This is a genomic window from Phyllobacterium trifolii, from assembly GCF_014192095.1.
In the GTDB taxonomy this organism is placed as follows: domain Bacteria; phylum Pseudomonadota; class Alphaproteobacteria; order Rhizobiales; family Rhizobiaceae; genus Phyllobacterium; species Phyllobacterium trifolii.
Map to the genome: position 1 here is coordinate 1 of NZ_JACHXN010000038.1, position 15,663 is coordinate 15,663.

A 15,663-nucleotide genomic window follows, 5' to 3' on the forward strand; every position below is an offset into this window, starting at 1 on the left:
AGTCAACCAAACTATAGGGCGCATTCGGCAACCGCCAGCGGCGCCCCGCCCTCGTTGTGCCGGTATATAGACCCCACCTAACAAACCTGTCAACACACCAAATCACAAAAATTCCAAACTTCCCAAATCTAACAACCCAACCTGGGGATAAACCTTAAGGATGAGGCGTTAGGGCGCCCGTTTTCCGGGGGTTTTCTACGCCAACAGACCTTTTGTCAGCAAAAAAGAAAATCAGGCCACACTGCCAAAACCATTGAGGAACGAGGTCAGGTTGTCGCCGAGCTCGTCGCAAAGATAGCCGCCCTCCTGCACGATAACCGTTGGCAGGCGCAATTTCGCGATGGCTTCGGCAATGCGGGCAAAACCTGGCGTAGAAACGGAGAGTTCGCCAAACGGGTCGCCCTCGAAAGCATCGAGCCCCAGTGCCACGACCAGCGCTTCTGGCGCGAAAGCTTCAATGCGGCTTCTTGCGGCAGCAAGTGCTTCCAGGAGCACCTCGTCGCCGGATTTGCGCACTAGCGGCAGATTGTGATTGTAGCCGAGACCCGCGCCCTCGCCGCGCTCGTCGGCATAGCCCCAGAAGAATGGATAAAATCGCACCGGGTCGGCGTGGATCGAAACGGTCAGCACATCGGAGCGTGCATAGAAGATGCCTTGCGTGCCATTGCCATGATGCAGATCGACGTCGAGGATTGCGACGCGGGCGGCACTCTTCCGCAGTCTTTGCGCTGCGACCGCCGAATTGTTGATGAAGCAAAAGCCGCCGGCGACATCGGCAAAGGCGTGATGCCCCGGCGGCCGGCACAGCGCGTAGGCGGCCGGCTCGCCGGACATGACCACTTCGGCCGCTTCGACCGCGGCCCAGGCGCTCCAGCAGGCGCTCTCCCAGGTCTCCGCCGAAATTGGGCATGCGGTATCGGCCATGTGATAACCCGCCTGTCCTACGGCGGAAGCCGGATAGCTGCCCGTGCGGTTGATTGGATGGATATTGGGAACCACTTCTTCCGAGGCCCCGGGGATCAGTTGCCAGCGCCCGTGGACAGTCTGCAGGAACTCCAGATATTCGGGCGTGTGAACGGCGGCAATCGGGCCGAGCCCGTGATTGGCGGGGCGATGGATGGAACTCCCCGCCGCCCGGGCACCCGCTAGAAGCCGCTCGATCCGCTCCGGCTTTTCCGGATTGGGCCGCGGCGCGCCGCTCGACAGAAAGCCCTTCGGATTATGGCGCTTTTGCTCGTCCGCACAGAATGTTTTCATGATCCCTCACCATCTATGCCGTGAACGGGATGCGTGTAACAGTCCATTGCATCATCGTGCACTATGCGACAAAAAATGGTGCGTGGTTCGACAAGCTCACCATGAGGAAACTTGAATTTACAGTGAGCTAAAAGCCCCAACATTGGCTGTTGAGGCTTTTGAGCCATGACGTTCCTCATGGTGAGCTTGTCGAACCACGCACCAACGTCCTCTGTTAGCAGACTTCACCAAACGGGCTTCAAGCCTTGTTCTTGTTGTAGACGTCGAAGATAACTGCAGCGAGCAGAACGAGACCCTTGATCACCTGCTGCCAGTCGATATTGACGCCCATGATCGACATGCCATTGTTCATGACGCCCATGATGAAGGCGCCGATCACCGCGCCCATGACCTGACCGACACCACCCATGGCCGAAGCGCCGCCGATGAACACCGCAGCAATCACGTCGAGCTCGAAGCCAAGGCCCGCCTTTGGCGTCGCCGTGTTGAGACGCGCCGCGAAGATCAGCCCAGCGAGAGCGGCGAGTACACCCATGTTGACGAAGGTCAGGAACGTCAGCCGTTCGGTCTTGATACCGGAAAGCTTTGCCGCCTTTTCATTGCCGCCCATGGCGTAGATGCGGCGGCCGACGGTCATGCGCTTGGTCACGAAGACGAAGAGCGCAATCAAGAGGGACATGACGATCAGGACGTTTGGCAACCCCTTATAGGAAGAAAGCAGATAGGTGAGAAACAGCACGATCCCGGCAATGATCAGGTTCTTGGCAACGAAGAGCGTGAAGGGTTCGCCCTGATAGCCATGCTTCTCGCGCTTGGCCCGTCCGCGGACACTGAAATAGATCATCAGCACCACAAGAATAATGCCGACAAGCATGGAGGTGACGTTGAAGCCGGGATAGCCGAAAAAGTCGGGAATGAAACCGGAACTAAGGAGCTGGAACTGCGGCGGGAACGGGCCAACGGATTGGCCGCCCAGCAGCCAGAGGGCGAGGCCGCGGAAGACCAGCATGCCGGCGAGCGTGACAATGAAGGATGGGATCTTGTGATAGGCAATCCAGTAGCCCTGCGCGGCTCCAATTGCACCGCCCATGATCAGACAGAGGATCGTCGCAGGAATGTAGTGGATTTGCCAGCGGACCATCATCACCGCAGCAAGGCCGCCGATAAATCCCGATACCGAGCCCACCGAAAGATCGATGTGTCCGGCCACGATCACCAGCAGCATGCCGAGCGCCATGATGATGATATAGCTGTTCTGCAGCACGAGGTTGGTCAGGTTTACCGGCTTGAAGAGAACACCACTGGTCGTGTACTGGAAGAAGAGCATGATGAGGATCAAGGCGAGCACCAGGCCATATTCCCGGTAGTTGCCTTTCAGCGCGGAGCCGTTCGTCGCGAGGTCTTTTTTCCCCTGCGTTGCTGCAGTTTCAATGGTCATGATGCTTTCCCTTCGGCACGGATAATGGCGCGCATGATTTTTTCCTGGCTGGCTTCGCTAGCCGGCATTTCGCCGACGAGCCTGCCCTGGTTCATCACGTAGATCCGGTCGCAGACGCCGAGCAGCTCTGGCATTTCCGACGAGATCATCAGCACGCTTTTGCCTTCGCTTACCAGTTGGTTGATGATCGTATAGATTTCATATTTCGCGCCGACATCGATGCCGCGCGTGGGTTCGTCAAGAATCAAAAGGTCCGGGTTGGCGAACAGCCATTTCGACAGGACGACTTTCTGCTGGTTGCCGCCAGAAAGGTTGCCGGTCTTCTGGTAAATGCTCGATGAACGGATATTGGTCTTGCGGCGATATTCATTCGCTACTTTCAGTTCGGCCATGTCATCGATCACACCGCTATGTGAAACGCCGTCCAGATTGGCGATCGTGGTGTTGTGCTTGATATGGTCGATCAGATTGAGGCCGTAGGTCTTGCGATCTTCGGTAACGTAGGCAATCCCATGGTCAATCGCCTTGCCGATGGTCGATACATCGACCGGTTCACCCTTGATGAAGACCTCGCCACTGATGTTCCGCCCATAGGCCTTGCCGAACACGCTCATGGCGAATTCGGTGCGGCCAGCGCCCATCAGCCCGGCAATGCCGACGACCTCGCCCTTCCGCACATTGAGATTGATACCATTGATGACGGTGCGCTCGCTATGGATATGGTGATGAACGACCCAGTTCTTCACCTCGAACACCACCTCGCCAATATCGGGTTCGCGCTGCGGAAAGCGGTCCGCCAGCTGGCGCCCGACCATCGACGTAACGATCCGGTCTTCGGAGATATCCTGCTTGTCGAGAGTCTCGATGGTCGCGCCGTCACGCAGCACCGTGATGCGATCGGCAACCTTGCCGACTTCGTTCAGCTTGTGTGAAATCAGGATGGAGGAAATACCCTGCGCCTTGAACTCCAGCAGCAGCGCCAGCAATGCGTCGCTGTCATTCTCGTTGAGGCTGGCCGTCGGCTCGTCGAGGATGAGCAACTCGACATCTTTCGACAGCGCCTTGGCAATCTCCACCAGCTGCTGCTTGCCGACGCCGAGATTGGTAATCAATGTCAGCGGATCTTCCTTCAGACCAACCTTGGCGAGGAGTTCGCGCGTCCGGTTTTCCGCAACATGCCAATCGATGATACCGAATTTGGCCGGTTCGTTGCCAAGGAAGATGTTCTCGGCGATCGACAGGAGTGGAACCAGCGCCAGCTCCTGGTGAATGATGATGATGCCCTGCTTTTCACTATCGCTGATCCCGCGGAAGTGCTGCTCTTGGCCATTGTAAACAATTTCACCTTCGTAGCTGCCATGCGGATAGACACCGCTCAGCACCTTCATCAGGGTTGATTTGCCAGCGCCATTCTCGCCCACCAGAGCATGAATTTCGCCTTTGCGCACATCGAGATTGACATTGTTGAGCGCTTTCACCCCAGGAAAAACTTTGGTGATGTTGCGCATTTCGAGGATGGTTTCCATCGATATCCTCACCGACGCTTCTGCAGCAAGTCGCCTGCTGTGGCGTCGTTTCCTTCTGCAATTTATATTGGGCTCTGCGTCCTTGCGCCACCGAAAACATCATCCGGAGAGCCGACATGGCAACGAACCCTGTGCGGCAAGCACAGGGTTCGTCATTGATCAAAGACCTACTTGATCTGGTCTTCCGTATAATAGCCGCCGCCAATCAGGATTTCTTTCCAGTTGGTCTTGTCGACTTCGACTGGCTTCAGCAGGTAGGACGGAACAACCTTGACACCATTGTTATAGGTCTTGGTGTCGTTGACTTCCGGCTCCTCGCCCTTGAGAACCTTGTCGATGAGATCGGACGTCACCTTGGCCAGTTCACGTGTGTCCTTGTAGATCGTCGAATACTGCTCGCCGGCGATGATCGACTTGACCGATGGTACTTCCGCATCCTGTCCGGAAACGAACGGGAATGGCTGGTCCGCAGTTCCGTAGCCGACGCCGCGCAGTGACGAAAGGATACCGATGGACAGACCATCATAAGGTGACAGAACGGCATTGACCTTCTTGTCGGTGTAGTAGGCCGACAGGAGGTTATCCATGCGCGCCTGCGCAACGGCACCATCCCAACGCAGTGTACCGACCTTGTCCATACCCATCTGGCCGGACTGGACAACGAGCTTGCCGCTGTCAATCAGAGGCTGCAGGACAGACATCGCGCCGTTATAGAAGAAGAAGGCGTTGTTATCGTCAGGCGAACCACCGAACAATTCGATGTTGAACGGACCCTTAGCATCCGGAAGGCCAAGCGCCTTGACAAGCGAGCTTGCCTGGAGAACACCAACCTGGAAATTGTCGAAGGTTGTGTAATAGTCGACATTCGGCGAGTCACGGATGAGGCGGTCATAGGAAATAACCTTGATGCCGGCATCGTGCGCCTGCTGCAAAACGTTCGAAAGCGTAGTGCCATCGATCGCTGCGATCACGAGGACCTTGACGCCCTTGGTGACCATGTTCTCGATCTGCGCCAGCTGGTTTGGAATATCGTCTTCCGCATATTGCAGATCGGTGGTGTAGCCGCGTTCTTTCAGCGCCTTCACCATGTTGTCGCCGTCGGCAATCCAGCGTGCCGAGGATTTGGTCGGCATCGCGATGCCGACAGAGCCCTTATCCTGGGCGTAGCCTTGCGACCCCATCGCACCAAGTGCGATCAATCCCGCGGCAAACAGATTGAGTATTTTCACGTGTATCCTCCCGGTTTTCAAATCATGCCCGATACTTTTGAGCGGCCTCGACCGAACTTTTTAGCCCGGACCAGTCCTCCCAGAGCAGGGTCTTCCCAACATCTATCGCAAAAGTATGACTTTTGGAATAGGGCTTTCGCCGAGTTGCGAAAAACCCTTAGAACCATATAATACTATTATAATATTTTTTGAAAAGAGCTGCTGGACGATACCGTATGGCCAGCTTATAACCACGCCATCAAATCTGATATATCGGGAGGAAGCCTTGAATCTGGTCCAGTTGACGAATGCCAATGGAAAGCGGCAGGTCGCCGCGCGTGTCGGTGAGGAATTCCGGCATGTCAAGCGCACGCGTTCCGTTCTGGAACTCGCGCATGCCGCGATCGATGCGAAAGCAGGCATAGCCGAGATTGTGGAAAAACGCGGGCTTGGCAAGAGGATCGACGTTGCAGCTGCCTATGCGGAAGGCCGCTTGCTTCCCCCGATCGACACGCACGATTCCGCCCATATTCATTTGACGGGTACCGGCCTCACCCATCTCGGATCCGCCGCGACGCGCGATGCGATGCATCGCAAAGTTGGCGACGCCGAGGAAGAAAAACTGACTGATTCGATGAAGATGTTCCGCATGGGGCTCGAAAACGGCAAACCGAAGAAGGGCGCGACTGGCGTACAGCCTGAATGGTTCTACAAAGGCAATGGTTCGATGCTGACCGGTCCCGGCCAACCGCTCGTCTCGCCAGCTTTTGCGGACGATGCCGGCGAAGAGCCGGAGATTGCCGGAATCTACGTTATTGGTCCGGATGGGTCGCCTTTCCGCATCGGCTTTGCACTTGCCAACGAATTCTCCGATCATGTCATGGAGCGCGTGAACTATCTCTACCTTGCCCACTCCAAGCTGCGGCCGTGCTCGCTAGGTCCCGAGTTGATCCTCGGTGATTTGCCTTCCGATGTTCGTGGCGCTTCGCGTATCTTGCGTAAAAACAAGACCTTGTGGGAAAAGCCTTTCCTTTCAGGTGAAGACAACATGTCCCACACCATTGCCAATCTCGAGCATCACCACTTCAAATATGCGGTGTTCCGGCAGCCAGGGGATGTCCACGTGCATATGTTCGGCACGGCGACGCTTTCCTTTGCCGATGGTGTGAAAGCCGAGAACGGCGACGTCTTCGAGATCGAAGCACCGGCCTTTGGCTTGCCCTTGCGTAATCCGCTGAAGATCGAGAAGCCCGCGAAGGTAAAAATCACTACGCTGTAGCTGCGGTTCGTCCCGCGGTCAGCACCCGCTCGGCGCCTTCCTCGATCACTACGCGCATGGCTTGCTTGGCCGCTTCCACGTTGCGGGCCTTGATCGCTTCGGCGATTGCGGCGTGGCGTGCAACCGAGCGCACATGGCTTTCGGAGTTGGGTATGGGCGAACTGATGGTGAAGGTGGTCACCAGTGCTACTTCGATCAGCGCGCTGATAGAACGCATGAACGGATTGCCGGAGGCTTCCGCTATCCCAATATGGAACTGCAGGTCGCTGAAGACGAAATCTGCCGCCGATTCGCGTGCGTTCCCCATCTTCTCGACCCAATGGAACAGGGTCTCAAGCTGGGCATCCGTACGCCGCAAAGCGGCAAGGCCAGCCGCCTCGGGCTCCAGCGCCAGCCGCATCTCGACGATGCTCGACAGGAAGTGGGCACTCGCACCTGCCTCGAAATGCCAGACCAGTATGTCCGGATCGAACAGGTTCCAGTGCGAACGTTCCAGCACGCGCGTGCCGATTTTGGCTTTCGGCTGAATAAGCCCCTTGGCTGCGAGCGTCTTCAAAGCCTCGCGCAGTACGGTTCGCGATACCCCAAATCGTTCCAGCAATTCCGCATCGCCCGGCAGAATACTGTTCTCCGGATAGACGCCGTTGATTATCTTCAGACCGAGATCACGCATGACGTGACCATGATGCGTTCGCGCCTGGCCCGCTGTGCGGAAATCATAATTGGTGAGCTGGTTGCCTGCCAAATGCGTGCCTGCTAATTCTTGCGTGGGTGGGGAATCTAACCAGACAAAGACCGTCGCCAAAGTTGCAAACGGCACGGCCTCCCAGCGTGCTCCCCCACTTCTTCCTCCTATTTATAATATTATAATATCATTAACAATCGGCAATATTAAACAACAGCCTTTTCGGCCACAGCTTGCCAACCTGCGCACCCCTCTATTAACTCGGCGCATGGCATTCACCATCAGGCAATTGCAATATTTCGTCGCCGTCGCGGAACAGGGCTCCATCACCCGCGCCGCACAAAATCTGTCGATTTCGCAATCATCCATTACCGAGGCCATCAAAGAGCTCGAAAGCGATCTCGGCGTCGAACTCTTCGAGCGCCATCCACGCGGCCTCGATATCACTTATAACGGCCACCAATTCCTGCGCCATGCGACGAAGATCCTCGCCGACGTCTCAGATGCACGCCGCTCGTTTTCCGAAGAAGTGCCAAAGCAGGCAGGCAAGCTGCACCTCGGTGTAACATCGCTCGTCGCAGGGTATGTCCTTTCCGACCTTCTCGCCCGCTTCCGCCGCGCTTCGCCCGGGGTTGAGGTCAGCGCCATCGAAGACAATGGCTCCTATCTGGAACATTTGCTGGTGGGCGGCGAACTTGATGTGGCTGTCATGGTCATATCCAATCTTCGTGATCGCATGGCTCTGCAGGCGGAAATCATCGAAACCTCACCCTACAGATTGTGGCTGCCACTCGGCCATCCCTTGGTCAGTGCGGATATCATCTCGATCAACGATATCGCCAGGGAGCCGTTGATCATGCTGACCGTCGACGAAATCGAGGAAAACACCGGCAAGCTGCTGACCGCTCTCGGCGCGCGTCCGCATGTCGCCTTCCGCACCCGCTCGGTCGAAGCCGTCCGCAGCCTTGTTGCCACCGGCGCCGGGATAGCTTTGTTACCCGATCTTGTATATCGTCCGTGGTCGCTCGAGGGTGATCGCATCGAGAGTCGCGACGTCTCCGGTGCCCTCCCCGTGGTGCAGGTCGGAATGGTCTGGCGCAAGGGTTCGAGTCTCCCCCAGGCTGCCCGGGATTTCGTCGGGATCGCCGAAGCCCTTCGCAGCGGTCGAACTCGTTGATATCGGAATTTCCGATAGCGCCCTTCTGATAAATGAATTTGCGAATACGGAGAAATCAAGGCACTTTTCTCGCCGGGAACATATGCCCTGAAAGCAGGGCCCAAACGGGAGAATTGAGATGAAGCAGTTTTTGAAATCCTGCACTGCACTTACGCTTTCCCTCGCCTTCACCACACAGGTACTCGCCCAGGAAGCACTGAAAGAAATCGGCAAGGGCGAAGGCGAGGTCTCCATCGTCGCGTGGCCCGGCTATATCGAGCGCGGCGATACCGACAAGGCCTATGACTGGGTCACGGGCTTCGAGAAGGAAACCGGCTGCAAGGTTAGCGTCAAGACTGCTGCAACATCCGACGAAATGGTCGCGCTAATGAACGAAGGCGACTTCGATCTCGTTACCGCATCGGGCGATGCATCACTGCGTCTCGTTGCCGGCAAGCGTGTTCAACCGATCAACACAGACCTGATCAAGAGCTGGAAGACTCTCGATGAACGCATGCAGAACGCCCCCTGGAACACCGTCAAGGGCGTTCATTATGGCGTGCCCTACGTCTGGGGTCCGAACGTTTTGATGTACAATACTGAAGCGTTCAAGGACAAGGCGCCGACAAGCTGGAACGTCGTGTTCGAGGAAATGACCTTGCCTGATGGCAAGTCGAACAAGGGCCGCATTCAGGCTTATGACGGACCGATCCATATTGCCGATGCCGCCAACTATCTTATGGCCCACAAGCCCGAACTTGGCATCAAGAGCCCGTACGAACTCAACGAAGACCAGTACAAGGCGGCTCTCGACATCCTGCGTGTGCAGCGGACCCTCGCCGGCCGTTACTGGCACGATGCCATGATCCAGGTCGACGACTTCAAGAATGAAGGCATTGTCGCTTCCGGCTCGTGGCCGTTCCAGGTCAATCTGCTGAAGGCAGAGAAAAAGCCTATCGCGTCGGTCGTCCCTGAAGAAGGCGCAACGGGCTGGGCCGACACAACCATGTTGCACGTCGACAGCAAGCACCCGAACTGCGCCTATATGTGGATGGAGCATTCGCTTTCGCCCAAGGTACAGGGTGACGTCTCGGCCTGGTTCGGTGCCAATCCTTCGGTTGGAGCAGCCTGCAAGGGCAACGAACTCTTGACCGACGAGGGTTGCGCGACAAACGGTTATAACGACTTCGAAAAGATCAAGTTCTGGAGAACGCCGGTTTCAAAGTGCGAAACCCAGAGCGAATGCGTGCCGTATCACCGCTGGGTGTCCGATTATATCGGTGTGATCGGCGGGCGCTAGATTTCGCGACTGCGCTCCCTACCCTCCCCCTTGTGGGGAGGGAGGCTGCGAAGCAGCAGGGAGGGGTCTTTTGAAGCGGCCTACCCTGCACGTTAGCTTATTAAAATTCGAGAAAGCCCCTCCCCGGACCTGCGGTCCGTCCCTCCCCACAAGGGGGAGGGTTAGGGTGGAGCATTACCCGGAGCAAAGCCATGACCGCTGCTGTGCTGTTCGAAAACGTATCGCGTCACTTCGGTGCTGTGCGCGCCGTGGACGCTGTCGATCTTGCGGTTGCGGAAGGTGAGTTTTTTGCCATGCTTGGCCCCTCCGGCTCGGGCAAGACCACTTGCCTGCGCCTGATGGCGGGGTTTGAACAGCCGACAGCCGGACATATCGAGATTTTCGGCGAGACCGCCGAAGGTGTGCCGCCCTACCGCCGCAGCGTCAACACGGTCTTTCAGGATTACGCGCTGTTTCCTCACTTAAGCATCCTCGACAACGTCGCCTATGGTCTCATGGTCAAGGGCGTCGCCAGGGAGGAAAGGCGCAAAGCGGCGGAAGATGCGCTCGCCATGGTCAAGCTGCCGGGATACGGCGTACGTCGTCCGGGCCAGCTTTCCGGCGGGCAGCGCCAGCGCGTGGCGCTCGCTCGCGCCCTGGTCAACAAGCCGAAGGTTCTGCTCCTGGACGAGCCACTCGGCGCGCTCGATCTGAAGTTGCGCGAGCAGATGCAGGAGGAGCTCAAATCCTTGCAGAAGTCCCTCGGCATCACTTTTGTTTTCGTCACCCACGACCAAGGCGAAGCTCTGTCGATGGCGGATCGCATCGCTGTATTTAACGATGGCAGAATTCAACAGCTCGGAACGCCGGAAGAAGTCTACAAGCAGCCGCGAACACGTTTCGTCGCCGATTTCGTCGGTTCGTCGAATATCCTGCCGCCGGAGTTCGTTGCACAACTGGGTGCGGCACCACAATTTGCCAGTCTGCGGCCTGAGACGATCTCGCTGGGGCAAAATGGTAGTGGCAGGCTCGTTCTTGATGGCACTGTCCTGTCGCGCAGCTTTCTTGGTGCGGCAAACCGCGTGCTGGTCATTGTCAACGGCACCAGGATCAATGTCATGAGCCCGGCCGCCGCTTCAATTCCCGCCGAGGGCGACCCGGTGAAACTAAGTTTCGACCGCGCCGACCTGCATTTGATGGAGGCGGCGTCATGAGCGCCATCGTTCAACAACACGCGATCCAGACCGGGCGCGGCAGCTTGGCAGGGCGTGTCTCGGACTTTCTCTGGAAACACCCCCACGTGTTTCTCACCATTCTGCTCGGGCCGCCGCTGCTTTGGCTCGGCATCATCTATCTCGGCTCATTGCTCGCCCTGCTGCTGCAGAGCTTCTTTTCGATCGACGATTATTCCGGCCTGATCAATTATGAGTTCACGCTCGCCACCTACAGGCAGCTGCTGAACGATGCCAATTTCGACATCATCATCCGCACCATATTGATGGCTGCGATCGTGACATTGTTTTCGGCGGTCATCGCCTTCCCCATCGCCTACTACGCGGCTCGCTACGCCAGGGGGAAATGGAAGGTGATCTTCTATCTCGGCGTCATGCTGCCGCTCTGGTCCAGCTATCTCGTCAAGATCTATGCGTGGAAACTCATCCTCGCCAAGGAAGGCATCCTCACCTGGCTCGTGACCAAGCTGAACCTTCTCTGGTTGCTCGACGCATGGCTCTCGCTCCCTGTCATCGGCGGCAATTCCCTGTCGGTGAGTTATACGGGCACCTTCATTGTCTTCGTCTACGTGTGGATGCCATTCATGATCCTGCCCATCCAGGCAGCGCTGGAGCGTGTCCCGACCAATCTCATCGAGGCGTCATCCGATCTCGGTGGCACGCCGCAACAGACTTTCCGCCATGTGCTGTTTCCCCTTGCGCTTCCCGGTATTGTGGCGGGGTCGATCTTCACGTTTTCGCTGACGCTTGGCGATTATATCATTCCGCAAATCATCGGCTCGTCGCGACTGTTCATCGGCCAGGCGGTGTATGCCCAGCAAGGGACAGCCGGCAATATTCCGCTGGCGGCTGCCTTCACCGTCGTGCCAATTATCATCATGGGCCTCTACTTGTGGATGGCGCGGAGAATGGGAGCCTTCGATGCGCTCTGACAAATCCACATCCGCACCTTTCGGACTGAAGATCGCTGCGGCTAGCGGGCTACTGTTCCTGCATCTGCCGCTGCTGTTGATCTTTCTCTACGCCTTCACCACCGAGGAGAAGAGTTATCAGTTTCCCCCGCCCGGCCTCACTCTTAAATGGTTTGCGGTGACGTGGGAGCGGGCCGATGTCTGGCAGGCTCTGTGGCTATCGGTGCGCGTTGCTTCGATCTCGACGATGATCGCTCTGGTGCTCGGCACGCTGTGCGCCGCCGCAGTCAGCCAGACGCGTTTCTTCGGGCGCGAGACGATATCGCTTCTCGTGATCCTGCCGATCGCGCTGCCCGGTATCATCACCGGCATAGCCCTCCGCTCGGCATTCAGCCTGGCGGATATCCCGTTTTCATTCTGGACCATCGTGCTTGGTCACGCGACGTTCTGTATCGTCGTTGTCTACAACAATGCTGTCGCGCGTTTCCGCCGTGTATCGGGTTCTCTGATGGAAGCCTCGATGGACCTCGGCGCCAATGGCTTCCAGACATTTCGTTATATCATCCTGCCAAACATCGGTACCGCACTGCTCGCGGGCGGCATGCTCGCCTTCGCGCTTTCCTTCGACGAGGTCATCGTCACCACGTTCACTGGCGGACAGCAATCCACGCTGCCGATATGGATGCTGCAGGAATTGATCCGGCCACGCCAGCGACCCGTAACCAATGTGGTTGCCATGGTTGTGGTGATCGTCACTTTCCTGCCGATCCTCGGCGCCTACTACCTCACACGTGACGGCGACCAGATCGCCGGCTCAGGCAAATAACATGGGAGAACATGTCATGGACACGAAACTGCTGATCGGTTCAAAGTTCGAAGCCGGAACGGAAGCGGAGGAGCATGTGCTCAACCCGAAGACCGGCGCCAAGATCATCGACCTCGCCGAGGCCTCCCATGGCCAAATCGATGCGGCAGTCGATGCTGCAGAACGGGCCTTCTCCGGTTGGTCCCGCACCACCCCTGCTGAGCGTTCCGGATACCTGCTCAAGATTGCCGACGCTATCGAAAAACATGCGGATGATTTCGCTGCGCTTGAGGCCTTGAATTGCGGCAAGCCCATCAACGCCGTACGCAATGACGAGATGCCGGCGATCATCGATTGCTGGCGTTTTTTTGCTGGAGCGGTGCGCACCCTCACCTCGCCCGTGGCCGGTGAATATCTGCCGGGCCACACTTCCATGATCCGCCGCGATGCCATTGGTATTGTGGGCTCCATCGCGCCGTGGAACTATCCATTGATGATGATGGCGTGGAAGCTGGCACCTGCGATCGCCGGCGGCAACACGGTCGTGTTCAAACCGTCCGAGCAGACGCCGCTGACCGCGCTGAAAATGGCGCGCCTGCTGGCCGACATCCTTCCCGAGGGCGTCGTCAACGTTATTCTTGGCCGCGGCGAGACCGTCGGCAACGCAATGATCAACCACCCGAAGATCGGCATGGTTTCGATCACCGGCGATATCGCCACCGGCAAGAAAGTGCTGCAGGCGGCAGCCAAAACTGTAAAGCGCACGCATCTCGAGCTCGGCGGCAAGGCCCCTGTGCTTGTCTATAACGACGCCGATCTTGAGGCTGTGGTCAACGGCATCCGTACTTTCGGCTACTACAATGCCGGGCAGGATTGCACCGCTGCCTGCCGCATCTATGCGCAGGACGGCATCTACGAAAAGCTCGTCGCCGACCTTACCTCCGCCGTTTCCACCATCCGCTACAATGATGCGGATGATACGGTCAACGAAATCGGTCCGCTCATTTCTGGCCGGCAGCGCGACCGTGTTGCGAGCTTTGTCGAGCGGGCAACCGAGCAGAAGCACATCGAGATTACCACCGGTGGCAGCGCCGGTAGCAAGGACGGCTTCTTCTTCCAGCCGACCGTGGTCGCCGGCGCAACGCAGGAAGACGAGATTGTCCGCCGCGAAGTCTTCGGCCCGGTCGTTTCGGTTACGCGTTTCAAAGATGATGATCAGGCCGTGACCTGGGCCAATGACAGCGATTATGGCCTGGCCTCTTCGGTGTGGACGCAGGATATTTCCAAGGCCATGAAAGCCGCGTCGCGCCTGCAATATGGCTGCACCTGGATCAACACGCACTTCATGCTGACCAATGAAATGCCGCACGGCGGTGTCAAGCAATCAGGCTACGGCAAGGATATGTCGGTCTATGCGCTGGAAGATTACACCGCAGTGCGCCACATCATGATCAACCATGGTTGACCGGATCCGGTCTTGGCCGCGACAGACCTTTGTGGTTGTATGAGGTGCTAGGAGTTCACAACCATGACGACACGCGGCTTTACCGGCCGGCGCCAACCGCCTGAGATCACAGACCGTATCCCGCCTGGTCAAACGCTGACCGACGACTTTCCTGTCCTCTCGGCGGGGCCGACGCCGCGCGTCCGGACCGAGGACTGGTCGTTCACGCTCAAGGATGGGCCAAAACCGCTCATCAAATGGAGCTGGGCCGAGTTCAACGCGCTGCCGCAGACGAAGTTCACCCGGGATATCCATTGCGTCACCGCCTGGTCGAAGCTGGATACACCATGGCAGGGCGTTTTGATCGACGATATTTTCGCCGAGGCCGGTATCGAGCCACCGACCGAGTTTGCTCTCGCGCATTCCTTCGATGGCTATGCGACCAACGTTCCTGTCAAGGACCTCGTTGGCGGCAAGGCGATGATCGCCACCTTCTATAATGGCCAGCCGCTAACGGCGGATCATGGCGGCCCGGCGCGGTTGCTCGTTCCGCATCTTTACTTCTGGAAGTCGGCGAAGTGGATCAACGGCCTGCAATTCACCACGCGTGACGAACCGGGCTTCTGGGAATTGCGCGGCTATCACGTCTATGGCGATCCGTGGCGCGAACAACGCTACACTGGCGATTGAGGCATGTCAGATCCTATACCCGCTATAAAGGCGGAATGGCAGCGCGCAACCATCACTGAAATCGTCAGGCAGACCCCGCGCGTCGTCAGCTTCTTCCTCCAGCCATCCCATCCTTTCGCTTATCGGCCGGGACAGCATGTGGATGTACGGTTAAGCGCGCCGGACGGCTATCAGGCGCAGCGCAGCTATTCGATTGCCTCGACACCGGAGCAGGGCGAAATCATCGAGCTCGCCATTGAAAGACTGGAGGACGGCGAAGTGTCGGCCTTCTTCCACGAGGTCGCTACCATCGGCGATGAGATTGAGCTTCGCGGCCCGATCGGCGGGCATTTCATCTGGACCGTCGAGGACGGCGCGCCAATCCTGTTGATCGGCGGCGGCTCCGGTGTGGCACCGCTGATTTCGATGGTTCGGCACCGTGCTGCGCAACAATCACTGGCGCCTATCCTGCTGCTCTATTCTGCCCGAACGGCGGACGAACTGATTTTCCATGATGAATTGCAGATGTTCAATCAGTCTGGCAATGGCTTCGATCTGGTCTTGACGTTGACGCGCGAGCCATCGTCGCAGGAGAGCGATTATACGAGGCGCATCGACCCGGCAATGATTATGGATGTCCTCGCCCGCATGCCTTCGCAGCCGAAAGAGGTGTTCGTTTGCGGATCGAATGCCTTCGTCAATGCCGCGGCCGACGCACTGATCGGCGCGGATATTCCCGCCGCCATCATCCGCACCGAACGCTACGGCGTATAG

14 protein-coding genes are annotated in these 15,663 nt (G+C 57.6%); 9 read left to right on the plus strand and 5 right to left on the minus strand.

Annotation, left to right across the window (positions count from 1 at the left end; translation table 11 throughout):
* Positions 1-231: 231 nt before the first annotated feature.
* The 4 genes from FHS21_RS28950 to chvE form a co-directional block, all read right to left on the minus strand.
* Positions 232-1,257 carry a histone deacetylase family protein gene (locus tag FHS21_RS28950; protein WP_112528142.1) on the minus strand — a complete coding sequence of 342 codons (1,026 nt, stop codon included), beginning with the start codon at positions 1,255-1,257 and terminating at the stop codon, positions 232-234.
* A 238-nt stretch (positions 1,258-1,495) separates the two neighbouring features.
* The gene (gene mmsB, locus FHS21_RS28955; protein WP_112528144.1) at positions 1,496-2,695 is read right to left on the minus strand and encodes a multiple monosaccharide ABC transporter permease; all 1,200 of its coding nucleotides are present in this window, start codon (positions 2,693-2,695) and stop codon (positions 1,496-1,498) included.
* Positions 2,692-4,221, minus strand: coding sequence for a multiple monosaccharide ABC transporter ATP-binding protein (mmsA, locus tag FHS21_RS28960; protein ID WP_112528146.1), 1,530 nt, complete (start codon positions 4,219-4,221; stop codon positions 2,692-2,694). Before mmsA ends, mmsB begins: the two co-directional genes overlap by 4 nt.
* A 167-nt stretch (positions 4,222-4,388) precedes the next feature.
* On the minus strand, positions 4,389-5,402 hold the full coding sequence (gene chvE, locus FHS21_RS28965; RefSeq protein WP_112528180.1) for a multiple monosaccharide ABC transporter substrate-binding protein: 1,014 nt from the start codon (positions 5,400-5,402) through the stop codon (positions 4,389-4,391).
* Positions 5,403-5,715: 313 nt separating this feature from the next.
* Between chvE and araD1 the strand changes: the two genes are divergently transcribed.
* Positions 5,716-6,708, plus strand: coding sequence for an AraD1 family protein (araD1, locus tag FHS21_RS28970; RefSeq protein WP_112528148.1), 993 nt, complete (start codon positions 5,716-5,718; stop codon positions 6,706-6,708).
* Here araD1 and FHS21_RS28975 read toward each other — a convergent pair.
* Complete coding sequence (locus tag FHS21_RS28975) at positions 6,698-7,453, minus strand: FadR/GntR family transcriptional regulator (protein WP_246411303.1); 756 nt, start codon at positions 7,451-7,453, stop codon at positions 6,698-6,700. The two genes, araD1 and FHS21_RS28975, sit on opposite strands and share 11 nt — an antisense overlap.
* 208 nt (positions 7,454-7,661) lie before the next feature.
* On the opposite strand from FHS21_RS28975, the gene FHS21_RS28980 reads away from it, so the two are divergent.
* The 8 genes from FHS21_RS28980 (at position 7,662) to FHS21_RS29015 (ending at position 15,663) form a co-directional block, all read left to right on the plus strand.
* Positions 7,662-8,570, plus strand: a complete 909-nt coding sequence (locus tag FHS21_RS28980) for a LysR family transcriptional regulator (RefSeq protein ID WP_112528152.1) — start codon at positions 7,662-7,664, stop codon at positions 8,568-8,570.
* Between the two features lie 118 nt (positions 8,571-8,688).
* Entirely contained in the window at positions 8,689-9,849 is a 1,161-nt protein-coding gene (locus FHS21_RS28985; RefSeq protein WP_112528155.1) for an ABC transporter substrate-binding protein, read from the plus strand.
* Positions 9,850-10,040: 191 nt separating this feature from the next.
* Positions 10,041-11,042, plus strand: a complete 1,002-nt coding sequence (locus FHS21_RS28990; RefSeq protein WP_112528157.1) for an ABC transporter ATP-binding protein — start codon at positions 10,041-10,043, stop codon at positions 11,040-11,042.
* A complete protein-coding gene (locus FHS21_RS28995; RefSeq protein WP_112528159.1) occupies positions 11,039-11,992 on the plus strand; it encodes an ABC transporter permease in 954 nt (317 codons plus the stop codon). Before FHS21_RS28990 ends, FHS21_RS28995 begins: the two co-directional genes overlap by 4 nt.
* Entirely contained in the window at positions 11,982-12,797 is an 816-nt protein-coding gene (locus FHS21_RS29000; RefSeq protein ID WP_112528161.1) for an ABC transporter permease, read from the plus strand. Before FHS21_RS28995 ends, FHS21_RS29000 begins: the two co-directional genes overlap by 11 nt.
* A gap of 16 nt (positions 12,798-12,813) precedes the next feature.
* Positions 12,814-14,241, plus strand: coding sequence for a gamma-aminobutyraldehyde dehydrogenase (locus tag FHS21_RS29005; RefSeq protein WP_112528182.1), 1,428 nt, complete (start codon positions 12,814-12,816; stop codon positions 14,239-14,241).
* Between the two features lie 63 nt (positions 14,242-14,304).
* The gene (locus FHS21_RS29010; RefSeq protein WP_112528163.1) at positions 14,305-14,910 is read left to right on the plus strand and encodes a sulfite oxidase-like oxidoreductase; all 606 of its coding nucleotides are present in this window, start codon (positions 14,305-14,307) and stop codon (positions 14,908-14,910) included.
* Between the two features lie 3 nt (positions 14,911-14,913).
* Entirely contained in the window at positions 14,914-15,663 is a 750-nt protein-coding gene (locus tag FHS21_RS29015; RefSeq protein WP_183665539.1) for a ferredoxin reductase, read from the plus strand.